Source organism: Dokdonia donghaensis DSW-1 (assembly GCF_001653755.1).
In the GTDB taxonomy this organism is placed as follows: domain Bacteria; phylum Bacteroidota; class Bacteroidia; order Flavobacteriales; family Flavobacteriaceae; genus Dokdonia; species Dokdonia donghaensis.
On sequence record NZ_CP015125.1, the window covers coordinates 2565167 to 2588483 of the forward strand.

The 23317-nt window shown below is 38.1% G+C and carries 27 protein-coding genes; 9 read left to right on the forward strand and 18 right to left on the reverse strand.

Features of this window, described 5'->3' with window-relative positions:
* Positions 1–10 precede the first annotated feature (10 nt).
* The 4 genes from I597_RS11240 to I597_RS11255 form a co-directional block, all read right to left on the reverse strand.
* Entirely contained in the window at positions 11–346 is a 336-nt protein-coding gene (locus I597_RS11240) for a hypothetical protein (protein ID WP_035324668.1), read from the reverse strand.
* On the reverse strand, positions 346–1275 hold the full coding sequence (locus I597_RS11245) for an aspartate carbamoyltransferase catalytic subunit (protein ID WP_021779259.1): 930 nt from the start codon (positions 1273–1275) through the stop codon (positions 346–348). The genes I597_RS11240 and I597_RS11245 overlap by 1 nt, the downstream gene beginning before the upstream one ends.
* A gap of 9 nt (positions 1276–1284) precedes the next feature.
* Positions 1285–1824, reverse strand: coding sequence for a bifunctional pyr operon transcriptional regulator/uracil phosphoribosyltransferase PyrR (gene pyrR / locus I597_RS11250; RefSeq protein ID WP_021779260.1), 540 nt, complete (start codon positions 1822–1824; stop codon positions 1285–1287).
* A 203-nt stretch (positions 1825–2027) separates the two neighbouring features.
* Positions 2028–3398 carry a hypothetical protein gene (locus I597_RS11255; RefSeq protein WP_081964950.1) on the reverse strand — a complete coding sequence of 457 codons (1371 nt, stop codon included), beginning with the start codon at positions 3396–3398 and terminating at the stop codon, positions 2028–2030.
* 482 nt (positions 3399–3880) lie between these two features.
* Between I597_RS11255 and I597_RS11260 the strand changes: the two genes are divergently transcribed.
* Positions 3881–5575, forward strand: a complete 1695-nt coding sequence (locus I597_RS11260; protein WP_035324666.1) for a glycoside hydrolase family 13 protein — start codon at positions 3881–3883, stop codon at positions 5573–5575.
* Here the strand turns inward: I597_RS11260 and I597_RS11265 are convergent.
* The 3 genes from I597_RS11265 to I597_RS11270 are packed head-to-tail and all read right to left on the reverse strand — an operon-like array spanning position 5572 to position 7470.
* Entirely contained in the window at positions 5572–6189 is a 618-nt protein-coding gene (locus I597_RS11265; RefSeq protein ID WP_035324665.1) for a LysE family translocator, read from the reverse strand. The two genes, I597_RS11260 and I597_RS11265, sit on opposite strands and share 4 nt — an antisense overlap.
* A gap of 48 nt (positions 6190–6237) precedes the next feature.
* On the reverse strand, positions 6238–6399 hold the full coding sequence (locus I597_RS14915) for a hypothetical protein (protein ID WP_157496188.1): 162 nt from the start codon (positions 6397–6399) through the stop codon (positions 6238–6240).
* A 36-nt stretch (positions 6400–6435) separates the two neighbouring features.
* Positions 6436–7470, reverse strand: a complete 1035-nt coding sequence (locus I597_RS11270) for a quinone-dependent dihydroorotate dehydrogenase (RefSeq protein WP_035324664.1) — start codon at positions 7468–7470, stop codon at positions 6436–6438.
* A gap of 108 nt (positions 7471–7578) precedes the next feature.
* Here I597_RS11270 and pepT point away from each other — a divergent pair, with 108 nt between their 5' ends.
* Together pepT and I597_RS11280 are read left to right on the forward strand one after the other, a co-directional pair.
* Complete coding sequence (gene pepT, locus I597_RS11275; protein ID WP_035324663.1) at positions 7579–8820, forward strand: peptidase T; 1242 nt, start codon at positions 7579–7581, stop codon at positions 8818–8820.
* Positions 8821–8851: 31 nt separating this feature from the next.
* Entirely contained in the window at positions 8852–10045 is a 1194-nt protein-coding gene (locus I597_RS11280; RefSeq protein WP_035324662.1) for an LETM1-related biofilm-associated protein, read from the forward strand.
* Here the strand turns inward: I597_RS11280 and I597_RS11285 are convergent.
* Genes I597_RS11285 through I597_RS11305 form a run of 5 tightly spaced genes read right to left on the reverse strand, consistent with a single transcriptional unit; the run spans position 10042 to position 12916 of the window.
* Complete coding sequence (locus I597_RS11285) at positions 10042–10800, reverse strand: LytR/AlgR family response regulator transcription factor (protein ID WP_035324661.1); 759 nt, start codon at positions 10798–10800, stop codon at positions 10042–10044. The genes I597_RS11280 and I597_RS11285 overlap by 4 nt on opposite strands.
* Positions 10801–10836: 36 nt before the next feature.
* Entirely contained in the window at positions 10837–11973 is a 1137-nt protein-coding gene (locus I597_RS11290) for an amidohydrolase family protein (protein WP_035324660.1), read from the reverse strand.
* Positions 11974–11978: 5 nt separating this feature from the next.
* Positions 11979–12314: a 2TM domain-containing protein gene (locus tag I597_RS11295; RefSeq protein ID WP_021779270.1), complete on the reverse strand. Its 336-nt coding sequence runs from the start codon at positions 12312–12314 to the stop codon at positions 11979–11981.
* Positions 12314–12625 carry a 2TM domain-containing protein gene (locus I597_RS11300; RefSeq protein WP_021779271.1) on the reverse strand — a complete coding sequence of 104 codons (312 nt, stop codon included), beginning with the start codon at positions 12623–12625 and terminating at the stop codon, positions 12314–12316. The genes I597_RS11295 and I597_RS11300 overlap by 1 nt, the downstream gene beginning before the upstream one ends.
* Before the next feature lie 6 nt (positions 12626–12631).
* Positions 12632–12916 carry a 2TM domain-containing protein gene (locus I597_RS11305; protein WP_035328545.1) on the reverse strand — a complete coding sequence of 95 codons (285 nt, stop codon included), beginning with the start codon at positions 12914–12916 and terminating at the stop codon, positions 12632–12634.
* 160 nt (positions 12917–13076) lie between these two features.
* On the opposite strand from I597_RS11305, the gene I597_RS14920 reads away from it, so the two are divergent.
* From I597_RS14920 to I597_RS11320, 5 genes are all read left to right on the forward strand, one after another.
* Positions 13077–13241 (forward strand): Lacal_2735 family protein, encoded by a 165-nt coding sequence (locus I597_RS14920; RefSeq protein ID WP_035324659.1) that lies wholly within the window; start codon positions 13077–13079, stop codon positions 13239–13241.
* A gap of 83 nt (positions 13242–13324) precedes the next feature.
* Positions 13325–13498: a hypothetical protein gene (locus I597_RS14925; RefSeq protein WP_157496190.1), complete on the forward strand. Its 174-nt coding sequence runs from the start codon at positions 13325–13327 to the stop codon at positions 13496–13498.
* Positions 13499–13556: 58 nt separating this feature from the next.
* A complete protein-coding gene (locus I597_RS11310; RefSeq protein WP_035324658.1) occupies positions 13557–15488 on the forward strand; it encodes a DNA polymerase III subunit gamma/tau in 1932 nt (643 codons plus the stop codon).
* 35 nt (positions 15489–15523) lie between these two features.
* A complete protein-coding gene (locus I597_RS11315; RefSeq protein WP_035328543.1) occupies positions 15524–16105 on the forward strand; it encodes a MiaE family protein in 582 nt (193 codons plus the stop codon).
* Positions 16106–16123: 18 nt separating this feature from the next.
* Positions 16124–16588: a DUF6265 family protein gene (locus I597_RS11320; protein ID WP_035324657.1), complete on the forward strand. Its 465-nt coding sequence runs from the start codon at positions 16124–16126 to the stop codon at positions 16586–16588.
* On the opposite strand, the gene I597_RS11325 is transcribed toward I597_RS11320, so the two are convergent.
* From I597_RS11325 to I597_RS11340, 4 genes are all read right to left on the reverse strand, one after another.
* On the reverse strand, positions 16585–17157 hold the full coding sequence (locus I597_RS11325) for a TlpA family protein disulfide reductase (RefSeq protein ID WP_035328540.1): 573 nt from the start codon (positions 17155–17157) through the stop codon (positions 16585–16587). The genes I597_RS11320 and I597_RS11325 overlap by 4 nt on opposite strands.
* 76 nt (positions 17158–17233) lie before the next feature.
* Positions 17234–18310, reverse strand: a complete 1077-nt coding sequence (locus tag I597_RS11330) for a hypothetical protein (RefSeq protein WP_035328537.1) — start codon at positions 18308–18310, stop codon at positions 17234–17236.
* An 81-nt stretch (positions 18311–18391) separates the two neighbouring features.
* Positions 18392–19057 carry a Crp/Fnr family transcriptional regulator gene (locus I597_RS11335; RefSeq protein ID WP_035324656.1) on the reverse strand — a complete coding sequence of 222 codons (666 nt, stop codon included), beginning with the start codon at positions 19055–19057 and terminating at the stop codon, positions 18392–18394.
* 141 nt (positions 19058–19198) lie between these two features.
* Positions 19199–19477: a winged helix-turn-helix transcriptional regulator gene (locus I597_RS11340; protein ID WP_021779281.1), complete on the reverse strand. Its 279-nt coding sequence runs from the start codon at positions 19475–19477 to the stop codon at positions 19199–19201.
* Positions 19478–19635: 158 nt separating this feature from the next.
* Between I597_RS11340 and I597_RS11345 the strand changes: the two genes are divergently transcribed.
* Entirely contained in the window at positions 19636–20157 is a 522-nt protein-coding gene (locus I597_RS11345; protein ID WP_035324654.1) for a VOC family protein, read from the forward strand.
* A gap of 57 nt (positions 20158–20214) precedes the next feature.
* On the opposite strand, the gene I597_RS11350 is transcribed toward I597_RS11345, so the two are convergent.
* Together I597_RS11350 and I597_RS11355 are read right to left on the reverse strand one after the other, a co-directional pair.
* The gene (locus I597_RS11350; protein ID WP_035324653.1) at positions 20215–22488 is read right to left on the reverse strand and encodes an aconitate hydratase; all 2274 of its coding nucleotides are present in this window, start codon (positions 22486–22488) and stop codon (positions 20215–20217) included.
* Between the two features lie 246 nt (positions 22489–22734).
* Positions 22735–23241, reverse strand: a complete 507-nt coding sequence (locus I597_RS11355; RefSeq protein WP_152594937.1) for a hypothetical protein — start codon at positions 23239–23241, stop codon at positions 22735–22737.
* Between the last annotated feature and the right edge of the window lie 76 nt (positions 23242–23317).

A 23317-nucleotide genomic window follows, 5' to 3' on the forward strand; every position in this document is an offset into this window, starting at 1 on the left:
TACTGTATTTTTAAAAACCGAGATCGCGCTCTATTTCTTCCATCGCGATAATATCTCCAGCCTCTTCTAGCGTAGGGACTACCACCATCTCGTCTGGTACAAGATCATAATCTATCCCTGTATTTACAATCACATAAGAGAGCTTACCACCACGCTGGTAGTTAGACAGTTTTATAAACTGTACAAGCTGGTCTAGAGTGAGATTTTCATACTTTAATAAATCTATTACAAGGTTTTTTTGATCGTAATGTAGTGGTACTATTTTCTCGAGATACATCGCAAAGTCTAACACGTCATCACGATCATCTCCTAGTATAGTGTATGTATCCTTTTCTGTAATTTTCATTATTGCTTAATTTTTGACGCAAGTAAATAGATGACAGCCATTCTCACAGCTACTCCATTTTGTACTTGATCTAGAATAATAGCCTGGTCTGAGTCTGCCACATCACTGGTAATCTCTACACCTCTATTTATGGGGCCTGGGTGCATTATTACAATTTCCTTATTAAGCGAGTTAAGCAGTTGTTTATTTACTCCATACTGCTGGGTGTACTCTCTGGTACTAGGGAAGTAGCTTATGTCCATACGCTCGTTTTGTACTCTAAGCATATTTGCCACATCACACCACTCTAGTGCTTTTCTTAAATCTAGTTCTACCTCAACGCCTAGTGACTCAATGTACTTAGGCATTAATGTTTTGGGTCCACAAACTTTTACATTTGCTCCTTGTAGCTTGAGGGCATAAATATTTGAGAGCGCTACTCTACTATGTAAAATATCGCCCACTATGACCACGTTTTTTCCAGCAACATCACCTAGTTTCTCACGTATAGAGTAACTATCTAGTAACGCTTGCGTAGGGTGCTCGTGTGCGCCATCTCCAGCATTTACTATACTTGCTTTTATATGTTTTGATAAAAAGATACCTGCTCCAGGGTTAGGGTGGCGCATTACTACCATATCTACCTTCATAGATAAGATGTTATTTACGGTATCTATAAGTGTTTCTCCCTTCTTAACAGAAGAGGCTGCAGCAGAGAAGTTAATTACATCTGCGCTTAATCTCTTTTCGGCTAGCTCAAAGGAGAGCTTTGTACGGGTGCTGTTTTCAAAAAATAGATTTGCGATGGTAATATCACGCAAAGAAGGAACTTTTTTAATAGGTCTATTAATCACTTCCTTAAAATGATCTGCCGTTTTAAAAATAAGTTCAATATCTGCAGCAGTGATATATTTAATACCCAGCAAATGGTTGACACTAAGCTCACTCATACTTAAAAATTAGCTTTTTACAAGATATACGGTGTCTTCGCCTTCATTTTCTTTCCAGCACACCTTTACTTTTTCTTCATTTATTGCATCTACCTGTCGCCCTTTATAGTCTGGTTGTATAGGTAGGTGTCGAGAGAACCTTCTATCTATAAGACATAGCAACTCTACCTCTTCTGGACGTCCAAAGCTTTGTACTGCTGTAAGAGCAGCATTAATGCTTCTACCTGTATAAAGAACGTCGTCTATAAAGACTACCTTTTTCTTTTCTACTACAAAATCAATCTTGGTCTTATTTGCTTCTAGCGTCTTCTCTGTTCTTCTAAAATCATCTCTATAAAAAGTGATATCAAGATAGCCTAGCCTTATTTCTTCTATGGCATATTCTTCTATCAATAACTTTTTAATACGTTCGGCTAGGTAGACACCTCTGGGCTGTATACCTATCAAAACGGTTTCTTTAAAATCTAGATGATTCTCAATGAGTTGACAAGCCAGACGATTGAGAATGATGTTGATCTCTGTCGCGTTAAGAAGTACTTTTTGGCTCATAGATATTTCCGAAATCTGTTCGGAGGACAAAGTTACACAATATTAAGGTTTACTGGTAGGGTTTGTTACGCTTTCGCGAAAGCGTACTCTGTAACCCCTTCTCTAAAAAAAGAAAGCACCACCATACGGTAGTGCTTTCACCATTTATATAATTATTAATTAATAATAACTACAATGTCTATAATGGCTTTATGTTTTTATGCTTAGAATCCAGCTTGTAATACTACAGAAGCGTTACCAGTACCTGTTTGAGAAACTGTACTTGTGTTACCTGTACCTAACTGACCTACTAGAGAGCCGTTAGACGTACCGTCTTGTAATACTGTAGATACGTTTCCTGCTCCAAATTGACCTACTAAAGAAAGGTTTGTAGTTCCTAATTGATCTACTTCAGACTGGTTACCTGTTCCTATCTGTAAAACTCCAGATAAGTTATTAGCACCTTGCTGTGCTGTATCTGCAAAGTTTGAAGTACCGTCTTGAGCAATAACACTTAGGTTAGAGTTTCCACCTTGATAAACACGTGCAACATTTGAATCACCAAGTTGTGATACAAAAGACACCTGGCTCTCACCTAACTGATTTACACGAGTATCATTTCCGTCTCCTACTTGAAAAACGTCAGAGCTACTATTATTACTTACTTGAGAAACAAAATTTAAGTTTCCGTTACCTTGTTGATCTACTTCAGAAAAGTTAGAATCTCCAGTCTGGATTACCTCAGAGCTATTACCATTACCTTGCTGTGCTGTATCTGCAAAGTTATTATCTCCTGTAGAAAATATAGAACTATCGTTATTATTACCACCTTGGTACGTACGTGCAATGTTTGAGTTACCTTGTGCGTCTACCTCAGAAGAGTTTCCGTCTCCAAACTGATCTACTGTAGAATCATTAAGAGTTCCTTGTTGAGCAGTATCTGCAAAGTTTCCATTTCCAGAAGAAAGAATTGTACTTGTGTTAGACTGTCCACCTTGATATACTCTTGCAACGTTAGAGTTTCCTTGAGCATCTACTTCAGAAAAGTTAGAATCTCCTACCTGGTTTACGATAGCGTCGTTATCATTTCCATTTTGAGCGGTGTCTGCAAAGTTAAAATCTCCGTCTTGACTTACAACACTTGCGTTATCATCTCCTACTTGACTTACAACAGCCTCGTTGTCATTAGATAATTGTCCAGGAGTTGCAGAGTATTGATTAATTACAGAAGAGTTTCCTACTCCATCTTGTAATAAACGAGCCTCATTGTCATTACCTACACGTGTTACAGCACCGTTACTAGATACTTGACCTTGATTAATTCTAGAAGAGTTGTGACTTCCAGTTTGTAATACTTCAAAGTTGTTATCATCCCCACCTTGACTATTTACGTTACGGTTGTTTCTACCCAGAGATACTACCTCTGCAGTGTTATTGTCCCCCTTAGTAACTAGTTTGTTGTTGTTAATAGATCCTACTTGTAATACCCCAGAAAGGTTTGCATCTCCTACTTGCTCTACAGAGCTTACATTGTCTTGCGCTACAAGTGTTGTAGCAAATACTAGCGCCGCAGCACTGATCATTAATTTTTTCATAGTTTAAAAAATTAGATTAATAATAAATGGTTAATAAATACAGTATCCTATGCTATTTTTTTACAATAGTATGGTGTGCACAAACGTGCATATAGTCAATCTATTACGGGGGGAGAGTGTTGAGAAACAAACTAAAGGGGGAAGGCGCTTGTTCTTTATCAACATTGTAAAACTAAAACAGAATGCTAAACAAAAAGTAAATTCTTACAATTTTTCGACAATGTGAGAAAATTCTTTTTCAAAACCCTATTAAACATAACTTTTTCAGTGTTTTACGAATTTAACATTAACTACTTTTAAAAAAATTAGCAATTTATTTTGATGATTATTCTTACAAAATTTAGTTAGTAAAGTATATATCTACTGTTTTTGTTTAACGCCTTGATTATCAAAACTCGAGCTTAGATTAATAGAAGACCTTTTTACGCTTTCGCGAAAGCGTATAGATACCTAACTTCGTAACTCATCTTATTTTACACATTATGTCGCAAACTAAAACCTGGTGGAAAGAAGGTATTGTATACCAGATTTACCCTAGATCCTTTAATGACACTACCGGAAATGGTATAGGAGATTTACGAGGTATTATAGAAAAGCTAGATTATATAGCTAGTCTTGGTGTTACCATTATATGGTTGAATCCCGTATATGACTCGCCAAATGATGATAACGGCTATGATATACGTGATTATCGCAAGATAATGGCAGAGTTTGGCACTATGGAAGATTTTGATGAGCTACTCTCTGGTATGAAAGAAAGAGGGTTACGTCTCATTATGGATCTTGTAGTTAATCACTGCAGTGATGAGCACAAGTGGTTTAAAGAGAGTAGATCTTCTAGAGATAATGCCTATCGAGATTACTTTCACTGGTGGCCTGCCGAAAAAGGAACACCCCCTAAAAGATGGAGCTACTTTGATGTAGAAGAAAATGCCTGGAAATATGATGAGCAAACAGATGCTTACTACCTACACTACTTTGCCGTAAAGCAACCAGATCTTAAGTGGGAAAACCCAGCCGTGCGCAAGGAGGTGTATGATATGATGCATTTCTGGTTTAAAAAAGGAGTAGATGGTTTCCGTATGGATGTCATACCTTTTATAAGTAAAGACACTAGCTATCCAGAAATAAATGCGACAGAGCCACACGAGTATATTGCCTATTATGCAAATGGGCCTAAGGTACACGAGTATCTTAATGAGCTTAATACAGAGGTAATCTCAAAGTATGATGCATTTACCGTAGGTGAAGGCCCCGGGATAGCTATAGAACAAGCGCTAGATTTTGTACACGAAGACCGTAAAGAGATGGATATGTTCTTTCACTTTGACTTGATGAGCCTAGATAGAGCTCCAGGCGAAGTCTTTAAAATGAGAGAAGGAGGTTATAGTCTTGTGGAATTTAAGAAAGTATTTAGCGACTGGGATGCTGCTTTTCAAAAAGCTGGTTGGGGCTCTTTATTTCTTGCAAACCACGACTTCCCGCGGTCTGTAAGCCGCTGGGGGAATGATAGCCCAGAACACTGGAAAAACAGCGCTACCCTACTCCATACCTTTTTACTCACTATGAGAGGTACTCCCTACTTCTATCAAGGTGATGAGATAGGTATGACTAATGTATGCTTTACAGACATAGAAGATTATCGAGACATAAACACTATAAATAGATACAAAACTGTACAAAACCGAGGTGGCGATCTAGAAGCTTTTATGCAAAGTGAGCAACACGCAGCTAGAGAAAATGCACGCACACCTATGCAATGGGATGCAAGCGCAAATGCTGGATTTACAAGCGCAACTCCCTGGATAAAAGTAAATCCAGATTATGAAAATGGAGTAAATGTAGAAGCCCAGCTAAAATCCAAGCACTCTGTTCTTTCTTATTTTAAAGATATTACTGCACTAAGACAAGCGCACCCAGCGCTAGTATATGGAGATTATGAGTGCATACGGCCAGAGCACGAGCGTGTATATTGCTATACAAGAACCCAAGAGGACCAGAGGTTCCTTATACTTCTCAATTTTTCTAACGAGGTAGAGCGATTTTCATTGCCATTATCAATAAGCTACAACCGAAAAGTAAAACTCATCTCAAATGACAAGATACTTGATGATAAAACTTTTAAAGAATTCTTATTAAGACCTTGGCAAGCTATTGTATATAAATTAGAAAACTAGTAGTCTGACAGCACAAATATCGCAATACCAATAAATACAATAATTTGCAGCCATTTTAAGACAACCCCAGCTTTCTCACTGGTGCGAAGTATATGTGATATTTTACCAGCAACAACGGCTATAGATCCAAAAATCAAAAACGACTCTACCATAAATAAAAGACCTAACACATAAAATTGAAACACCGTATTACCCTCAGGATTCCAGAGAAAACCTGGAAAAAATGCTAGGAAAAATATAGTCACCTTGGGGTTAAGGATATTCATAAGTACGCCTTGTTTAAAGAGTTCGAGATATGTTTTCTTTGGCGCTCCTTCTGCTAGGTTTATGGTACTGTCGCTTTTAAATACTTTATAAGCCAGGTAGAGTAAGTAAATTGCCCCTACAATTTTTATAGCAAGAAACAGATAAGGAGAAGCTGCTATAATTGCAGAGAGTCCAAAGGCAACTAGCGTAGTATGTACAATGCAACCCGTAATAAGTCCTGCTGTAGTTGCCAGTCCAGATTTACTGCCATTTGCAATACTCTGGGTGAGCACGTATATGTTATCTGGCCCTGGTGAAAATGCTAGTAAGGCAGTTGCTGCAAGAAAGGCTAGTAAAGAAGCTATCACAAAGACATAAGTTTATAATGCTCTAAAGTAAAGAAAAAGCAAATACGATTACCACTGTCGCTCTTTCCACATTGTGTAAAAGCCTAAAACTAGTAACAAGCCCGCAACTGCAAGTTTGAGCCATTGTGGTATAAATGCTGCCACATCTGGCTTCATTGCAAAAAGCATAACGGCAATGGAGGCAAAAATAAGTTTGTGAGAATTTCTCATAATTGTAAATAAACCCTTGTAGACGAGAGTTGTGTATTAACCTTTCGCTAGTATTGCTTTATTTATGTCTTTTATGAGACTTGGACCTTCATACACAAAACCAGTATACAATTGTACCAGCGAGGCACCGGCTTCTATTTTATCTAGCGCATCTTGCGCACTGTGTATACCGCCTACCCCTATAATAGGAAATGACCTATTACTCTTATCTGCTAGATATTTTATAACTCTTGTAGAGCGGTCTGTTACAGGTTTACCACTTAAACCACCGTTACCTATCTCTTCTAGTCTAGCATCTGTAACTTTAAGTCCCTCACGATTTACAGATGTATTACTCGCTATCACACCATCTAGGCCTGTGTCTTTTACAAGTGCCACAATCTCGTCCAGCTGCTGGTCATTTAGATCTGGTGCGATTTTAAGCACAATAGGTCGCTGTATCTCATAAGACGCATTTGCTTTTTGTACTGCTTGTATAAGCTCTTCTAGGTAATCCTTATCATTAAGCTTTGCGTGACTAGATACATTAGGACAACTTACATTGAGTACAAAATAATCTACCACGGGATGTAACTCGTGGAAACACGTAAGATAGTCTGCTGTATAATCTTTTGGGTCTGTGTCGGTGTTTTTACCTATGTTCCCTCCTATTATAATAGAATTATTCTTTCTATTCTTAAGACGCTTTGCTGCTTCTTTTACACCGCCGTTATTAAATCCCATTCTGTTTATGAGACCTTGATCTTCTTTTAGTCTAAAGAGGCGCTGTTTTGGGTTTCCTTCTTGAGCTCTAGGTGTAACCGTACCTATCTCTATAAAACCAAAACCAAGATCTCCTAGCTCATTAAAAAGTTTTGCATCTTTATCAAACCCTGCGGCAAGACCCACGGGGTTTTTAAAGGTAAGGCCTAATACTTTTCTCTCTAGGCGCTTATCTTCTACTTTGCCCATACTATTGAGTATTCCAGAAAGACCGAGTTTATGCAGACGTTTTATCCATCTAAAGGTAAAGTAGTGCACTTTTTCTGGATCAAAAGAAAATAGAATCGGGCGTATGAGGAGTTTGTACATTTCGGTGATTTCTGTGGTGCAAAAATACTCCAAAAAGAGGTATTTTTGAAGTAGAACCCAATGATGATTTTTTACGCTTTCGCGAAAGCGCACTCATAACCACCTACAATGATAGATAAAGACGCACTACTCAAAAGATTTATAAGCTACGTAACCACCTATACCGAAAGTGATCCCGCAAGTGACACCACCCCTAGTACTGAGTGCCAGTGGGACCTCGCAAGACAACTACGCGATGAACTAGAAGCTATGGGGATGACAGAGGTTACTATAGATGAGAATGCATATGTGATGGCTACTTTACCTAGCAATGTAGATTATGAGGTGCCAGTTATAGGGTTTGTAGCACACTTTGACACCACTCCAGATTTTACGGGTAAAGATGTAAAACCGCAAATATGGGAAAACTATGATGGAGGCGATCTTATGCTTAACAAGGAGCAGAATATTGTATTATCTCCAGATTATTTTGAAGATCTTAAGCAATACAAAGGTCAAACTATTGTAACTACAGATGGTACTACCCTTCTAGGAGCAGATGATAAAGCTGGGATAACTGAGATTATGGAAGCAATGCAATACTTGCTGGCAAATCCTCAAGTAAAACACGGTAAGATACGTGTAGGCTTTACGCCAGATGAAGAAATAGGCCGCGGAGCACATAAATTTGATGTAGAAAAATTTGGTGCTGCCTGGGCATACACGATGGACGGTAGCCAGATAGGCGAGCTAGAGTATGAAAATTTTAATGCCGCAGGTGCTGTAGTTACCATAGAGGGTAAAATAGTGCATCCAGGGTATGCAAAAGGTAAGATGGTAAATAGTATGTATATCGCGACAGATTATATAAATAGCTTACCGAGACTAGAAACTCCAGAGCATACCTCAGATAGAGAAGGATTCTTTCACCTTCATAATATAGAAGGGAGTGTAGATAATACAAAACTTGAGTACATCATAAGAGATCACGATAAAGGACATTTTGAAGCTCGCAAGGCTATGATGGTACAACTGGCAGATGAGCTTAATGCACAGCTAGAAAAAGAGCTTGTTACCGTTGAGGTAAAAGATCAATATTTTAATATGCGCGAGAAGGTAGAGCCTGTAATGCACATTGTAGACATTGCAGAAGAAGCTATGAAGGCGCTTGATATAGAGCCACTCATAAAACCTATACGTGGTGGTACAGATGGATCTCAACTATCTTTTATGGGACTACCTTGCCCTAATATCTTTGCTGGTGGACATAACTTTCACGGGAGGTATGAGTATGTTCCCGTAGAGAGTATGATGAAAGCCGTTGAGGTCATTGTAAAAATTGCAGAGCTTACTGCTCAAAAAAATGCATAATAAGTAGCAATCTACTTAAAAAGTAAATAAAATGAATCCCTCTGCAACTGGCTGGATAAAAAAGCACTTCTCATCATTTCTTGATTTTATAGACAAGAATGAGATGAATGAAGAACACTTCTACGAGGCTTTGCGAGCAGTGGGATTTATTTATGGGCACTCACTAGATACGCTTACAGAAAAAGAATCAAAAGGTCTTACCTGGACTACTCAAGAAAAAACAAAGGTTAACCTTTTTGACGCACTTGCATTCACCTATTACGATACTATTACAAATGCAAGAAAAGAAGATTGCCTAGAGGCCATCATCGCTTTTTATAAATTACTTGATAAGAAGGAACAGTACATCATAAATATCCCTATAGGTAAAGGGTCACTTGAGTATAAAGTAGAAAAAATCATACACCAGCGTGTACAGACTAACGAGTCTGTTTTACAAAAAAACTTTAGTCACATTATAACTAATGCACTGGTTTATATAGATATCTTAAGTTTTGACCACTACCTTATTACACAACAAGATCCTTATGAGTATGCAAAAAAGCTAGAAGCTGTACTTACTGAGACCATCTGGCTAGCCCTGCAACAAAAGGAAAGTAAAGATGAGTACAACAAGTTACTTATAAAACTTTTTGAAAGTTCGCTACGTTATAATTCATTAATTAAGCACACACATACACGGGTTACAGAGATAGACTTAAGTATAGTCACAGAACCGTTAGAGCAACAATACCTGCTTGACTTATGTAGTTTATCCCTTTGGGATGATCAAAAAATAGATGAGCACGAGCGTCTTTTTATTATGGAATTTTGCACAGTAATGGGCCTAGATGAAAAAGGTTATCTAGAGGGTGTACTTGCTGTAAAAACCTTCCTTACCGAGCATAGTGATGAAGTTGCCTATCTCAACTACAGTAATCCTGTAAAGCATTTTTATAACCAAACCACTAGCACGGTAAGTAATCTCATCTCTCGTAATAGTAAAAGACTAGTAAGAGAGATACGTGAGAGCCGCGATCTGGTCATATTACTGGGTCAATCTACTACGCGGGATTTATCTAAAGACGAACGAAAACTAGTAAAAAATCAGCTATTAGATATTTGTAAAAGTATACCGTCACTCGCAGTATTTTTGCTGCCTGGAGGTGGTTTGTTACTACCTATACTCGTGAGACTTATCCCAAAAATGCTTCCAAGTGCTTTTAATGAAAACCTTGAAGATTAAGCAATCCAGGTTTTAAAATCTTTTACGCGCTCACGGCTCACAATTATTTCTTGCTCATCCCAGTTGTTAAGCTTTATCTTAAGTCTAGAATTTGTGTATGCTATAATATCTGCAATGGCATTAATATTTACATAATACTTTCTGCTTACACGAAAGAATGTCTCAGGCTCCAGATCATTTTCCAGAAGCTCTAGCGTAGTATCTAGCAAGTAATTGCGACCCTCTATAGTGCCTGCATATGTCCCTTTGTTTTCACTATAAAAACACTCAATCTCGTCTATAGGAATCATTTTTATATGCTGCCCTATCTTAGTAGTAAAACGCTTTTTATACTCCCGCTCTACCGGCGTAGCGCCTAGAAGCTTACGTATATCTTCAAAGTTAAGTGCCACATCTTGCGGCTTAGGAGCGCGCTCCTTAAACTTGTTTACCGCCTTCTCAAGATCTTCGTCATCTATGGGTTTAAGTAAATAATCTACGCTGTTAAGTTTAAAAGCTTGTAAAGCATACTCATCAAAAGCTGTGGTGAAAATAATAGCACTCTTTACCTCTATCTCATCAAAAATTTCAAAAGACAAACCATCAGATAATTGGATATCTAAAAAAATCAAATCAGGATGCGCATTAGACTTAAACCAAGCCACTGCCTCTGCTACAGAGTGTAGCATTTCGTTTACAGTTACTCCTAGTTCGGCGAGCATTCTATTAAGTCTTCTAGCAGATGGTTTTTCGTCTTCTATGATGAGTACATTCATTTATTTATGCTTTGATTTACGTAAAAATACTAATTCTTATTCTTGCTCGACAAGAGTACCTTCTTTCCAGATATGTGATAATGTATTGAGCTTCATTACATCATTTACTGGTGATTGCTCCAGCAATAGCAAATCTGCTTTATAGCCTTTCTTTATGTACCCTACTCCTTCTAGAAAGAACTTCTCTGCAGGTAGTGACGTAGCGCTTGCTAGTACAGCCTCTATGGGTAATCCCGCTTTCGCGAAAAAAGCTAACTCTTTATACAAATCACTTCCTATATTAATATTTGCATTCGGTGGATCTGTACCTGCTAGTATAGGTATACCAGCGTCATACAAACGTTTTACTTCTTTTAAAAGATTTGCTTCTATAAGAGCTGTCTCCTCTTTAGTTTTATTAAAGTACAAAGGCTGTATCAACACTGTGGTTAAAATTGTAGGAATTACAAAGAAGTCCTTCTCTTCTACTAGCTCTTGTAAATGCTGGTCTGTCATAGGTTTATCGTGATAGATATGTACGAGTCCATCTGCATCACTAATTAAAGAATTATAAGCATCTTCTTCATTTGAAACGTGTACAACTGCAATTTTACTTGCTTTGTGTGCTTCTTTTATAATCTGTGCTACCGTTTCTTTATCTAGTGTCTTTTTCCACGGCTCTACTATTATTTTAATATAATCTACACCTGCAGCTACTCTGTCATTCACCCACGTTTCAGCATCTGCTGATTTACTTAAAGTGGGTATAGGAAATCCATATTGTGAACCGTGACCACCCTCTGTGGTGGCAGCATATCCCGCTCTGTATAATCTGGCACCATCTAGAGAGGTTCTGGCATCTACCATTGCTTTTTGCATAGGTTCCATACCGTGCATATCTAGTAGGTTGAGCACTCCTGCTTGAGCTGCTTCTTTGAGCTGTGGTAATGCCCACGTGTGCACGTGTGCATTTGTAAGAGCTGGCATTAAGAATTTGCCTTGCCCATCTATGATGGTTTCGGCTTTTTGGGGTCTTTTAGATACTTTAGTTATCGTTCCGTTACTTACTGCTACAGAGCGGTTTTCTAAAATTTCTTCTCCATTAAATAGGGTTACATTGTTTATAACAAAATCTCCTTGAGCGCTAGATATAGAAGTTATAACTAGCAGGAGTGTGAGTAGTAACGTTTTCATAGCTTCTATTTTTCGCGAAAGCGTGAAGAAAACTCTTCCTCCTCTTCTTGCATAAACTCTTTAATCTTGCGCTCTTCCCACTTACGTATGCCTTTTAAAAATCTAAAGCCTTTAAAAACATAAATCCAGTGTATAAATAGAGACAATCCCCAGAAAAATGGTGTTGTAAATCGCACCCACCACGGCGCATACTCACCGATATGTAAGTCAAAAAAGATACCTGAATAAAACAGCTGTAGTAAGGTGTTTATTACGAGATAGACGGTAAGGTGATTATAAAAACCTTTCTCATCTGCTACGCGTTTTTTTGCGCGTTCATATTTTTCTTTACTGTACTCCATTACTTTCTTATTATAGGGTTTGAAGAATTTTCTCTTTCATCTCTCTCTAGGTGTTCTTGTATTTTGCGCTGTTCCCACCCTTTTCCTAAAAAGATACCTAGACCAAACAGCTTGAGACCGTCTATCACAATACCTAGAAGTGAGAATCCTACTACCCACAGTACCCAAGGATTTCTAAACTCATTTACATAATAATTTATCCCCGCGATAACGGCACAAACGATGACAGCATTTATGATTTTACCATAAAACTTACGCACCTTTTGTACGTGAGCCGCAGCTCTTTGATATTTTTCTTGTGGCGTTTCCATATGTTATTATTTTAAATCATCATTACGTAAGTACTCATCTATCTTGCGCTGCTCCCAGTCTTTTGAGAAAAAAGGATTCCATCTAAAGGTATTTGCTGCGTGGCCCAATATACCAAGCCCCCAACCTAATATAGGGAAGATTGCCCAAAAATAACCGCTCGTAAAATAGTTAAGCGCTAGAAAGAATACGACAAAAATTAAATAAATGCCTAGATGGTTATAAAACTCTTTAAGTTCTCCTACTCTTGCTTGTGCTCTTTGATATTTGTTTTCTTGATCTGAAGTTCTCATAATTACTTTGTTATTGATTGATGGTGTAAATATCATATCAAACTACTTGTTTTTAAAGTAGTACTTACCGAATTGTAGAAAATATGCCCCCAATTGTAAAACAGGCAGCGGTAGCCTTGAAAAAGACCGCTACAAGCTGTATCTTTAAAAGAAAAAAGAAATGTTTGGATTATTTAAAAAGAAAAGCCCAGTTGAAAAACTACAAGAAAAACATAAAAAAATACTGGAACAAGCCTTCCAACTATCTAAGAGTGATCGAAGTGCAAGCGATAAGCTATATGCAGAAGCTGCCGAAATAGAAAAAGAGATATCACGACTTTCATAACTTTTTAACAAAATATTGTGATTTTCTATTAAGTATTGTAAGATTTTTTCTATTTTACGACGGCAAACCTTAAACACTCTTATATGAAATCCCTATTCTATTCCTCAGAAAAACTGAGGCGTCTAAAGTCGTACCGCAAAAAAGCAATCTCAAATGCAGAAAAATGGAGCGGTAGAGATGAGATGGCAAGTCACAGCTATCAAATAATGGTAAAGGTCATAGATCAAAAAGTATCTGCCCTTACTGTTAATAAGTAAACAAGAAAGAAACCATACTCACTAGTATAATTTTACATACCCCTTTATATTTGTGAGTATGGAACCCTTCATAGTATCAGCTCGAAAATATCGCCCAACCACCTTTAAAGATGTTGTGGGACAACAGGCTATTACTAACACACTTGAAAATGCGATTCAAAACAACCACCTAGCACAGGCACTACTTTTTTGTGGTCCTAGAGGAGTGGGAAAGACGAGTTGTGCACGTATACTAGCAAAACAGATAAATACAGACGAAAATACTAGCCCAGATGAAGACTTTGCCTTCAATGTTTTTGAGCTAGATGCCGCTTCAAATAATTCTGTAGATGACATACGAAGCCTCATAGATCAAGTACGTATACCTCCTCAGGTAGGTAAATACAAAGTCTATATTATAGATGAGGTCCATATGCTCTCTGCAGCGGCCTTTAATGCTTTTCTTAAAACGCTTGAAGAACCACCTAAGCACGCCATATTTATACTTGCCACCACAGAGAAGCATAAAATCATACCTACTATACTCTCACGTTGTCAAATATTTGACTTTAAACGTATCACAGTAGCAGACGCGCGCAAGCACCTAGTACAAATCGCTGCCGAAGAAGGGATAGAAGCAGACGAAGAAGCACTGCACATTATCGCACAAAAAGCAGATGGAGCAATGCGTGACGCATTATCAATTTTTGACAGAGTAGTAAGTTTTAGTGGAAAGACGCTTTCGCGAAAAGCAGTAACCGAAAACCTAAACGTATTAGATTACGACACCTACTTTACCACTACAGATCTTTTACTCGCAAATGATATCCCGCAGGTGCTCGTACAGTTTAATGATATCCTGGCAAGAGGTTTTGACGGGCATCACTTTATCGCAGGTCTTGCATCCCACTTTAGAGACCTAATGGTTTGTAAAAACCCACCTACAATACATTTACTAGAAGTAGGTGACAGTACTAAGAAAAAATATTACGAGCAATCACAAAAGACAACAATGGCTTTCTTAATGGAAGCGATAGATATTGCAAACAGTTGTGATCTCAAATATAGAACTAGCCGTAACCAGAGATTACTGGTAGAACTAAGCCTTATGCAACTTGCCTCTATCACTTTTGATGGAGAAAAAAAAAATGACGGTCCATTCATAGTTCCGCCATCTTATTACAAGGTAGGTGCTACACAAACAGAACAAATTCAAGTTAGCACTCCGGCCGTACAGCAAGTAGCACAACCGCAAACTACACAAGAGCAAACAGTACATAGCCCTACGCAAACTCAACAAACATCACCTGTACAACAGGCGCAAGAACCAGCTATTACAGAAAAGCAGCCCGTAAATCACAATATAGCTACTCCAGTAAGCGATAACGAGTCCCAAGTGACTACGCAAGTCTCACCAACTAGCGCCGAAGCTAATGCAACTGCACCAGTAACAGAACAAGTAAGTCCAGCTACTCCTGCTCAACCAGAGCAACCTGTACCTGCTCAAGGCTCACCTACTACACAGGCAACACCAAGCCTATCTATACGTAAGGACAGAGTATCAGGGCTTTCTCTAAAAGGCTTACAACGCAAAAAAGAACTTGAGCAACAAAAGGCAGATAAAAAAGTAGATGTGCAAAACCTGCCATCAGAACCTTTTACAGAAATTGCAATGCAAGCCGCTTGGGCTTCTTACGTACAAAAATTACTACAAAAAGGAGAACGCATCATCGCTTCAAATCTTGAGGCAGACCAGCCTACTCTTAACGGTACTACCATAGAACTAGAGTACCCTAACGAAACAATGAAAATTGAGGTAGAACGAGCTCAAGGCCCACTACTTGAATATTTAAAAAGAAGTTTAAAAAACTATGATATTACCCTTAATATCACTGTAAATGAAGAAGTACAGCGCAAATATGCCTACACTCCTCAAGAAAAATACGATAAATTAAGAGAGCAGAATCCTGCTCTAGATATTTTGAGAAAGACCTTTGACCTAGACTTATAAAACCCTTTGCTATGGAAAATAAAGAAGCAATACAGATGCTACATCTTAAACTACCTACAGATCCAAGGTGGGTAAATATTGTAGAAAAAAACATAGAAGAAATCCTTACAGATCACGCATATTGTGAGCAAAAAGCAGCCTCTAGCGCAATCTCATTTATTATAGGTTTTCCAGAATACTCAGAACTTGTAGCTGCAATGAGTGATCTAGCTATCGAGGAGATGAGCCATTTTAAAATGGTGCACGACCTTATGGTAGAACGAGGTTTACATCTAGGTAGAGAGCGTAAAGATGAATATGTACATAAACTACGTTTTTACTTCCCAAAAGGTGGCTCAAGAGTAGAAAGCTTGATAAATAGATTACTCGTAGCAGCACTTATAGAAGGAAGAAGTTGTGAGCGCTTTAGATTACTTTCTGAACAACTAGAAGATAAAAAACTCGCTAAGTTTTACCGTAAGCTTATGATAAGTGAGGCGGGACACTACACAATGTTCTTAAATTTTGCTCGTCAATATGGAGATCGTAAAAAGGTAGATGCCAAGTGGCAAGAATTACTTGATTTTGAAAAGCAAGTAATGAAAGATCTAAGCGTTAAAGAAACAATGCACGGATAAGGTATAATCGTCATCATTATGCGCTACACATTACTTTTATTATCTCTCTTTACTCTCCTTCTCTACTCTTGTAAAAATGAAGAGAAACACGCTGTTGTTAGTAGTCAATTTGATTACCTCATAGGTGATTGGGAACGTACTAATAGTAAAGGTGGTAGTGCAACGTCAGAACACTGGAGGGCGGCAACTAGCGAAGACTTGAGAGGTCACGGTTATACTATAGAAGACGAGGATACAGTTTTTAATGAACGTATGCGCATTTACAAAAAGCAAGAACAGTGGATGCTTTCTATAAGTGGCCCTAATGAAAAGCCTACACTTTTTAAAATCACTCAACATACAAACAGTGCATTTACAGCTGTAAATCCTGATAATGAGTTCCCAAAGATAATTACGTACTCTTACTTTGATGATGTGCTCACAGCGACCATCTCTGCAGAGGATACAGAGATTCCATTTATCTTCTGGAGAATGGAAGATTAATCTTCGGTAATAAGCTCATCTAGTGTAGTACGCACAGTATCGCTGTTCCAGTTTGAAGCTCCTTTTTCTTTTATAATGATATGACCTGTTTTATCTATAATATATGTTGTAGGTATAGAACGCTCAAAGAGTTGTTCTGGAGTTTCCATAGCCGGTAAGACAGCCGGTAGTTTGTGATCTTTTTTTGCCATAAACTTGGCTACTACTTCTGGGTTTTCATTTGTGATAAGTAAAAATTCTACTTTGTCGCCATAATCTTTATATAAAGCTTCTATAGATGGTAGCTCTGCTATACAGGGCGGGCACCAGGTAGCCCAGTAACTTATAAAGGTTACTTTTCCTGTTCCTATAGATACTTCTTTGGGCACTCCATCTAGTGATGTAAGGCTATATGTAAATGGCTTAAGTTGTTGCTGGTCTGCTTTCGCGAAAGCGGAAGGAGAAAAAAATGCCACCTTAACTTTATTTAAGGCCACCTGTATAGGCGTTCTAGTTTGTGGTATAAGTAACAACAATATCCCTACTATAAATAGAACATTTTGCCAGGTAAACTTCTTTTGCTTTTTCATAAAAAATAATGCGTGTATACAACAGTCGTATACACGCATTAAACTTACATATTTTATTATTAAAATGGTGTAACCGCTAGTTACGGGTAACCGTTACAGGCTCAGAAAGATCATAACATCCTTCTAGATCATTTGCATTTGCTCCCACCATTAAACCTTCAACTCCATCTTCATAACGTAGGTACCAGATAAGACAAACGCCTGTACCTGCATCGTCAAAGTTTACTCCCTCTACAGCTGTAAGCGTAGGTGGCAATCCTAAAATCTCACCAGTATCTGATGTAATTACCCAAGTATTAAGCGACCCCATACTGTCACCTGTAAGGCCTAAACCAGAAACCATATCTGGCGTGCCATCTACAGTAAAGGTAAAAGGACCTCCCGTAATTTCGGCAGCTAGGGTTTGGTTACGCACAACTTCTACAGGTTCTGAAAGATCAAAAGGTCCAGTGAGATCGTTTGTATTTCCTCCTACTTCTAGACCCTCTACACCTTCTTCATATCTCATATACCATATAAGACATACTCCAGGTCCGGCAGTATCAAAATCTACTACAGTTTGTACCGCTTCAAGTGTAGGTGGTAATCCTAAAATCTCCCCTGTGTCTGACGTGATTACCCACGTTCTCTCAGATCCTACAGAATCTCCAGTAAGTGATAAACCGCTCACCATATCTGGTGTTCCATCTACACAAAACTCAAAAGGTCCTCCTACAATCTCTGCAGCCATAGGTCCTGCATTACGATTTACGATAATAAAGTTAGATAAATCAAAATCTCCAGAAAATTCATCTAGATTTTCACCCATTGCAAGTCCAGCTAGACCGTCTTGATAAGCAAGATGGTACACATAACAAGCACCTACTCCAGCATCATCAAAGTTTACTCCTTCTAAGGCATCAATTGTAGGTGGGATTCCTAAAATATTACGATCTGCATCTGTTACCACAAAGGTAGTAACGTCACCAGCAAGTTCACCACTCACTGAGACTCCTGTTACCATATCTGGCATACCGTCTACAAAAAATGTAAATGGACCTCCTTCTAGCATACCTGCCTCTGGAGTGATTGTGTTTGTGTTGTCATCATCAGACTCACAAGATGCAAATAAAGCTCCTAGAGCTAAGCATCCTAATAGCAATTGTTTTTTCATTTGATAGTAATTTGTTTTTTATACTGTAAAACTATTACCATCTGTTATCTTTAAATGTAAGCTAGCTTACATTTGGAAAAATTATGCGACTTTAAGTCTAATTTCATTGCGCGAGAAGTCTAAAAAATTTACTGCCTTAAGATCATTCATTATAGCATTTAAAGTAGGACGTGAGGTTCCTATAAGACTGGCAATATCTTTTTGTGTATATGGGTGTTTTATTACTGTGTCTCCAGTATTAGGGCAGCAATAGCCAAAATCTTCGGCAAGTTCATCAAGAAATTCCTTTACACGAGTCGTGGCATCTTTAAAAAGTAACAAATCTAAACGTCGTTCTAATTTTTTAAAACGCATTCCTAAAAACTTATATACTTTGAGACTAAAGGCTCTATTAGACCGCATTAACTCCTGCATCTGCCCTACTGGCACTGGGCACACCATAGTTTGAGCATCTAGAGATTGTGCAAACTCACTGCGAGACTCCTCACCTAGTATTGCTTTTTCGCCAAATAATTCTCCCTTTGTAAGTATTGCACGTACCACTTCTTTACCATCTTCGGCATAGTAACCTAGTTTTACCTTACCCTTTTCTATAAGATAGACCTTTGTAGCCGCATCTTCCTCAAAGTAGATATAATCTTGCTTTCCGTACTGGCAAAAATGATTACGCTCTCTATATCTTTTTGTTTTGTGTGGGCATAAGGCTCCAAAAACATTTACATCTTCTAAAAACCAAATTTTTGACATCGCATTATGAAGTTAGTGATCATAAGCTATGTCGAGCATTTTAACATTTTCTTACAACTCTAGTAAATATTGAAAGGTGATTCACGCTTTCGCGAAAGCGTACTCAAAACTGTTAATCATCACAAGAGCATCTTATAAATACTAGCTACTCGCAGCATCATCTACTCCCCATTTATCTAAACTGAGTAGTATATCTCTAAGCGTTTCTCCTCTCTTAGTAAGACCGTATTCTACTCTAGGCGGCACTACAGGAAATACTTTTCTAAAAACCAGTCCATCCCTCTCGAGCTCTCTTACCGTTTGAGTAAACATTTTATTTGATATCCCTTTAATGTGCTTTTGGAGTTGACCAGATCTAAGCGGCTGGTCAAGTAAATGAAAAAGTACAAGCGGTTTCCACTTTGTGCCTATAAGTTGCATCGTATAATGAAGTGGACAAATGTTATTGTTTTCCAAAAGTTTAGTTTTTAATCATTTAATAATCATTAATTTACACCTTTTAGTAACTATCATACCATATGGTGCGTTATTGCCTTATGGGACAATATACTCTAATTTTGACTTTAAAATAACAATCTATGAAAACAGAAAATAATTATCCAAAGTCATTTTCTCACATTGGGCTTACCGTTCCAAATATAAAAGCAGCAGTACAATTTTACTCAGAGGTTATGGGATGGTATGTAATTATGGAACCATCTACCGTAAAAAAAGAAACAGATACTGCGATAGGGCAAATGTGTATTGACGTTTTTGGGACAGACTGGGAAGAATTTGAAATTGCACACCTAGCCACATCAGACGGTATCGGTGTGGAGCTATTTTCATTTCCGCACGGAGTGAAAGAAGCTCCTGCATTTAATCCTTTTAATACTGGGTTATTTCACTTTTGTATACAAGACCCTCAAATTGAAGAGCTAGTAGAAAAAATAGTCGCTCACGGAGGAAAACAAAGAATGCCTATACGTGAGTATTACCCAAAAGAGAAACCATTTAAGATGTGCTATGTAGAAGATCCTTTTGGGATTGTTTTTGAAGTATACACACATAGTTATGAGTTAACCTACTCATCTGGCGCTTACACAGGCAAACCAGCATAAACAAAAAAACTCCGCTATTACTAGCGGAGTTTTTTTATATACTTAAAAGAGATGTGCTTATGCAGCGCTTTCTTTTTTGATTAAGTTAAGAGCACTTCCCTCACGATACCAAGCGATTTGAGCATCGTTGTACGTGTGGTTTACTTTAATAGTGTCTTTGCTTCCATCTGCGTGAACGATCTCTACTGTAAGTGGAGTATCTGGAGCAAAATCTGCAATATCTATAAAGTTAAAAGTATCATCTTCTTGAATAAGGTCATAATCTGCCTCGTTCTGGAAGGTAAGACCTAACATACCTTGCTTCTTTAAGTTTGTCTCGTGTATACGTGCAAAAGATTTTACAATCACTGCAGCTACGCCTAGGTGGCGAGGCTCCATTGCCGCGTGCTCACGAGAAGAACCTTCACCATAGTTATGATCTCCTACAACTACAGTTTTAATTCCTGCCTTTTTATACTCACGTTGTGTGTCTGGCACTCCACCATACTCACCTGTAAGTTGATTTTTAACAAAGTTTGTCTTTTTTCCAAAGGCGTTTACAGCACCTATAAGACAGTTGTTAGAAATGTTATCTAAGTGTCCTCTATAACGTAACCAAGGTCCTGCCATAGAGATGTGGTCTGTTGTACACTTACCAAATGCTTTGATAAGTAACTTCATACCCTGCATCTCACTATCTTGAATAGGTGTAAATGGCGTTAAGAGCTCTAGCCTTTCAGAATCTGGAGATACACTTACAACGACACCACTTCCATCTTCTACCGGAGCTAAGTAACCATTATCTTGAACTTCAAATCCTTTAGGAGGTAATTCCCATCCTGTAGGCTCATCAAACTTAACCTCTTGACCATCTTCATTAAGAAGCGTATCTGTCATAGGGTTAAAATCAAGTCTACCTGCAATTGCTATAGCAGCAGTAATCTCTGGTGATGCTACAAAGGCGTGAGTATTTGGGTTACCATCTGCACGCTTTGCAAAGTTTCTATTAAACGAGTGTACGATACTGTTTTTTGGCGCATTTTTAGGATCGCTGTAACGAGCCCACTGCCCGATACAAGGTCCACAAGCATTTGTAAATATCTTAGCATCTAGATTTTCAAAAATATCTAAGATACCATCACGCTCTGTTGTATAACGTACAAGCTCAGATCCTGGGTTGATACCAAGCTCTGCTTTCATTTTTATTCCTTTATCTAGTGCTTGTTGAGCAATAGATGAAGCTCTAGATAAATCTTCATAAGAAGAGTTTGTACAGGAACCTATAAGTCCCCACTCTACTTCTAGTGGCCACTCATTTTTTGTTGCCTTCTCTGTCATATCTGACCCTACAGCTGTAGAAAGGTCTGGAGTAAAAGGACCGTTAAGTAATGGGTTAAGCTCAGTAAGGTTAATCTCAATTACTTGGTCAAAATATTGTTCTGGATTTGCATATACATCTGCATCTGCAGTAAGGTATTCTTTTACATTGTTTGCAGCATCTGCAACATCTGCACGATCTGTAGCACGTAAATAACGCTCCATAGAAGCATCATATCCAAATGTAGAAGTGGTTGCTCCTATCTCTGCTCCCATATTACAGATAGTACCCTTACCAGTACAAGATAAAGACTCTGCCCCAGGGCCAAAGTACTCTACAATAGCACCTGTACCACCCTTTGCAGTAAGAATCTCTGCTACTTTAAGGATAACGTCTTTTGGCGCTGTCCATCCTGAAATGGTACCTGTAAGTTTTACACCTATAAGCTTTGGGAATTTAAGCTCCCAAGCCATACCTGCCATAACATCTACAGCATCTGCTCCACCTACTCCTATCGCGACCATACCTAGACCACCAGCGTTTACTGTGTGAGAATCTGTACCAATCATCATTCCTCCAGGAAACGCGTAGTTTTCAAGAACTACCTGGTGTATAATACCAGCTCCTGGTTTCCAAAAACCAATACCGTATTTATTTGAAACCGACTCTAAGAAGTTAAAAACCTCGCTAGAGACATTGTTTGCATTTTTAAGGTCTGTTGCTGCACCTTCTTTTGCTTGTATAAGGTGATCACAGTGTACCGTTGTAGGTACTGCTACTTTATCCTTACCAGCCTGCATAAACTGCAATAGCGCCATTTGCGCCGTAGCATCTTGACAAGCGATACGATCTGGAGCAAAGTCTACGTAGTCTTTACCACGTGTAAATGCCGTAGAAGGCTTCCCATCCCAAAGGTGAGAATATAAAATCTTTTCAGAAAGTGTAAGGGGCTTACCTACAAGATCACGAGCCGCGTCTACACGCTCTGCCATACTTGCATAAACCTTCTTGATCATATCAATATCAAATGCCATATATTTATGTATTAGGTTGTTAAATTATTCCGTTCTAAAAACGGTCTACGAAAGTACAAAATACCCTACTTAATAGCAATAGTACAATGGACGCTTCATCTAGAGAAAGTGAGATTTATCAAGGTACATAAAAATTAAACTTCAGATTACACAATTCTAAAAAAGAACCCCTCCAAATTATCATATTAATAATTTGAAGGGGTTAAATTTATATGTTGATAATTACGCTTTCGCGAAAACGTTGTATTAAAATGTACTTAATGCATAATTTCCATCAAAAGATCCAGCTACTAGATTACCATCTGTGCGCTGAAATTCAAAAATGATGTGGATTTCTTTCTTATTTCTGTCAAGCGAAACAATTCTGAAGAAACCAGAAGAAACGATTTGCTCATCAAGAATAAACTCACCGTCTGTCACTTCTCCTTGATTGAGGTTACCATTTGCAACAGTAACAAAATTTGTGAGGTCACCGCCTACATAATACGACTTTTCAATTAAGCTATTTGCAGTGGTTTTAAAGACAGCTGCATCAACATCATTTGCAGATCCATCATCTGAAAGATTATTACTAGTAAGAATAACATCTCCCTCTGGCGTCACATATACCATATCTGTAATGTAAGCAACGCTATTGTACTGAAATCCATTCTCATTACCTAATGTATTATTAGGCACTGTTTCTTCTACTGAGCAAGAAGTAAAAGCTAGTAAACAGCTTAACGCTGCATAGTATATATATTTCTTCATCATACTTATGATTTGGGACGTATAAGTCAAATGTATGACAAACACTTCAAATCATCGTTGAAAAACATAAATATTCGAT

Coding starts and splice junctions, on each gene's coding strand:
- I597_RS11240 (WP_035324668.1), bottom strand. CDS start 346: ATGAAAATTACAGAAAAGGATACATACACTATACTAGGAGATGATCGT.
- I597_RS11245 (WP_021779259.1), bottom strand. CDS start 1,275: ATGAGTGAGCTTAGTGTCAACCATTTGCTGGGTATTAAATATATCACT.
- pyrR (WP_021779260.1), bottom strand. CDS start 1,824: ATGAGCCAAAAAGTACTTCTTAACGCGACAGAGATCAACATCATTCTC.
- I597_RS11255 (WP_081964950.1), bottom strand. CDS start 3,398: ATGAAAAAATTAATGATCAGTGCTGCGGCGCTAGTATTTGCTACAACA.
- I597_RS11260 (WP_035324666.1), top strand. CDS start 3,881: ATGTCGCAAACTAAAACCTGGTGGAAAGAAGGTATTGTATACCAGATT.
- I597_RS14915 (WP_157496188.1), bottom strand. CDS start 6,399: ATGAGAAATTCTCACAAACTTATTTTTGCCTCCATTGCCGTTATGCTT.
- I597_RS11270 (WP_035324664.1), bottom strand. CDS start 7,470: ATGTACAAACTCCTCATACGCCCGATTCTATTTTCTTTTGATCCAGAA.
- pepT (WP_035324663.1), top strand. CDS start 7,579: ATGATAGATAAAGACGCACTACTCAAAAGATTTATAAGCTACGTAACC.
- I597_RS11280 (WP_035324662.1), top strand. CDS start 8,852: ATGAATCCCTCTGCAACTGGCTGGATAAAAAAGCACTTCTCATCATTT.
- I597_RS11285 (WP_035324661.1), bottom strand. CDS start 10,800: ATGAATGTACTCATCATAGAAGACGAAAAACCATCTGCTAGAAGACTT.
- I597_RS11290 (WP_035324660.1), bottom strand. CDS start 11,973: ATGAAAACGTTACTACTCACACTCCTGCTAGTTATAACTTCTATATCT.
- I597_RS11295 (WP_021779270.1), bottom strand. CDS start 12,314: ATGGAGTACAGTAAAGAAAAATATGAACGCGCAAAAAAACGCGTAGCA.
- I597_RS11300 (WP_021779271.1), bottom strand. CDS start 12,625: ATGGAAACGCCACAAGAAAAATATCAAAGAGCTGCGGCTCACGTACAA.
- I597_RS11305 (WP_035328545.1), bottom strand. CDS start 12,916: ATGAGAACTTCAGATCAAGAAAACAAATATCAAAGAGCACAAGCAAGA.
- I597_RS14920 (WP_035324659.1), top strand. CDS start 13,077: ATGTTTGGATTATTTAAAAAGAAAAGCCCAGTTGAAAAACTACAAGAA.
- I597_RS14925 (WP_157496190.1), top strand. CDS start 13,325: ATGAAATCCCTATTCTATTCCTCAGAAAAACTGAGGCGTCTAAAGTCG.
- I597_RS11310 (WP_035324658.1), top strand. CDS start 13,557: ATGGAACCCTTCATAGTATCAGCTCGAAAATATCGCCCAACCACCTTT.
- I597_RS11315 (WP_035328543.1), top strand. CDS start 15,524: ATGCTACATCTTAAACTACCTACAGATCCAAGGTGGGTAAATATTGTA.
- I597_RS11320 (WP_035324657.1), top strand. CDS start 16,124: ATGCGCTACACATTACTTTTATTATCTCTCTTTACTCTCCTTCTCTAC.
- I597_RS11325 (WP_035328540.1), bottom strand. CDS start 17,157: ATGAAAAAGCAAAAGAAGTTTACCTGGCAAAATGTTCTATTTATAGTA.
- I597_RS11330 (WP_035328537.1), bottom strand. CDS start 18,310: ATGAAAAAACAATTGCTATTAGGATGCTTAGCTCTAGGAGCTTTATTT.
- I597_RS11335 (WP_035324656.1), bottom strand. CDS start 19,057: ATGTCAAAAATTTGGTTTTTAGAAGATGTAAATGTTTTTGGAGCCTTA.
- I597_RS11340 (WP_021779281.1), bottom strand. CDS start 19,477: ATGCAACTTATAGGCACAAAGTGGAAACCGCTTGTACTTTTTCATTTA.
- I597_RS11345 (WP_035324654.1), top strand. CDS start 19,636: ATGAAAACAGAAAATAATTATCCAAAGTCATTTTCTCACATTGGGCTT.
- I597_RS11350 (WP_035324653.1), bottom strand. CDS start 22,488: ATGGCATTTGATATTGATATGATCAAGAAGGTTTATGCAAGTATGGCA.
- I597_RS11355 (WP_152594937.1), bottom strand. CDS start 23,241: ATGATGAAGAAATATATATACTATGCAGCGTTAAGCTGTTTACTAGCT.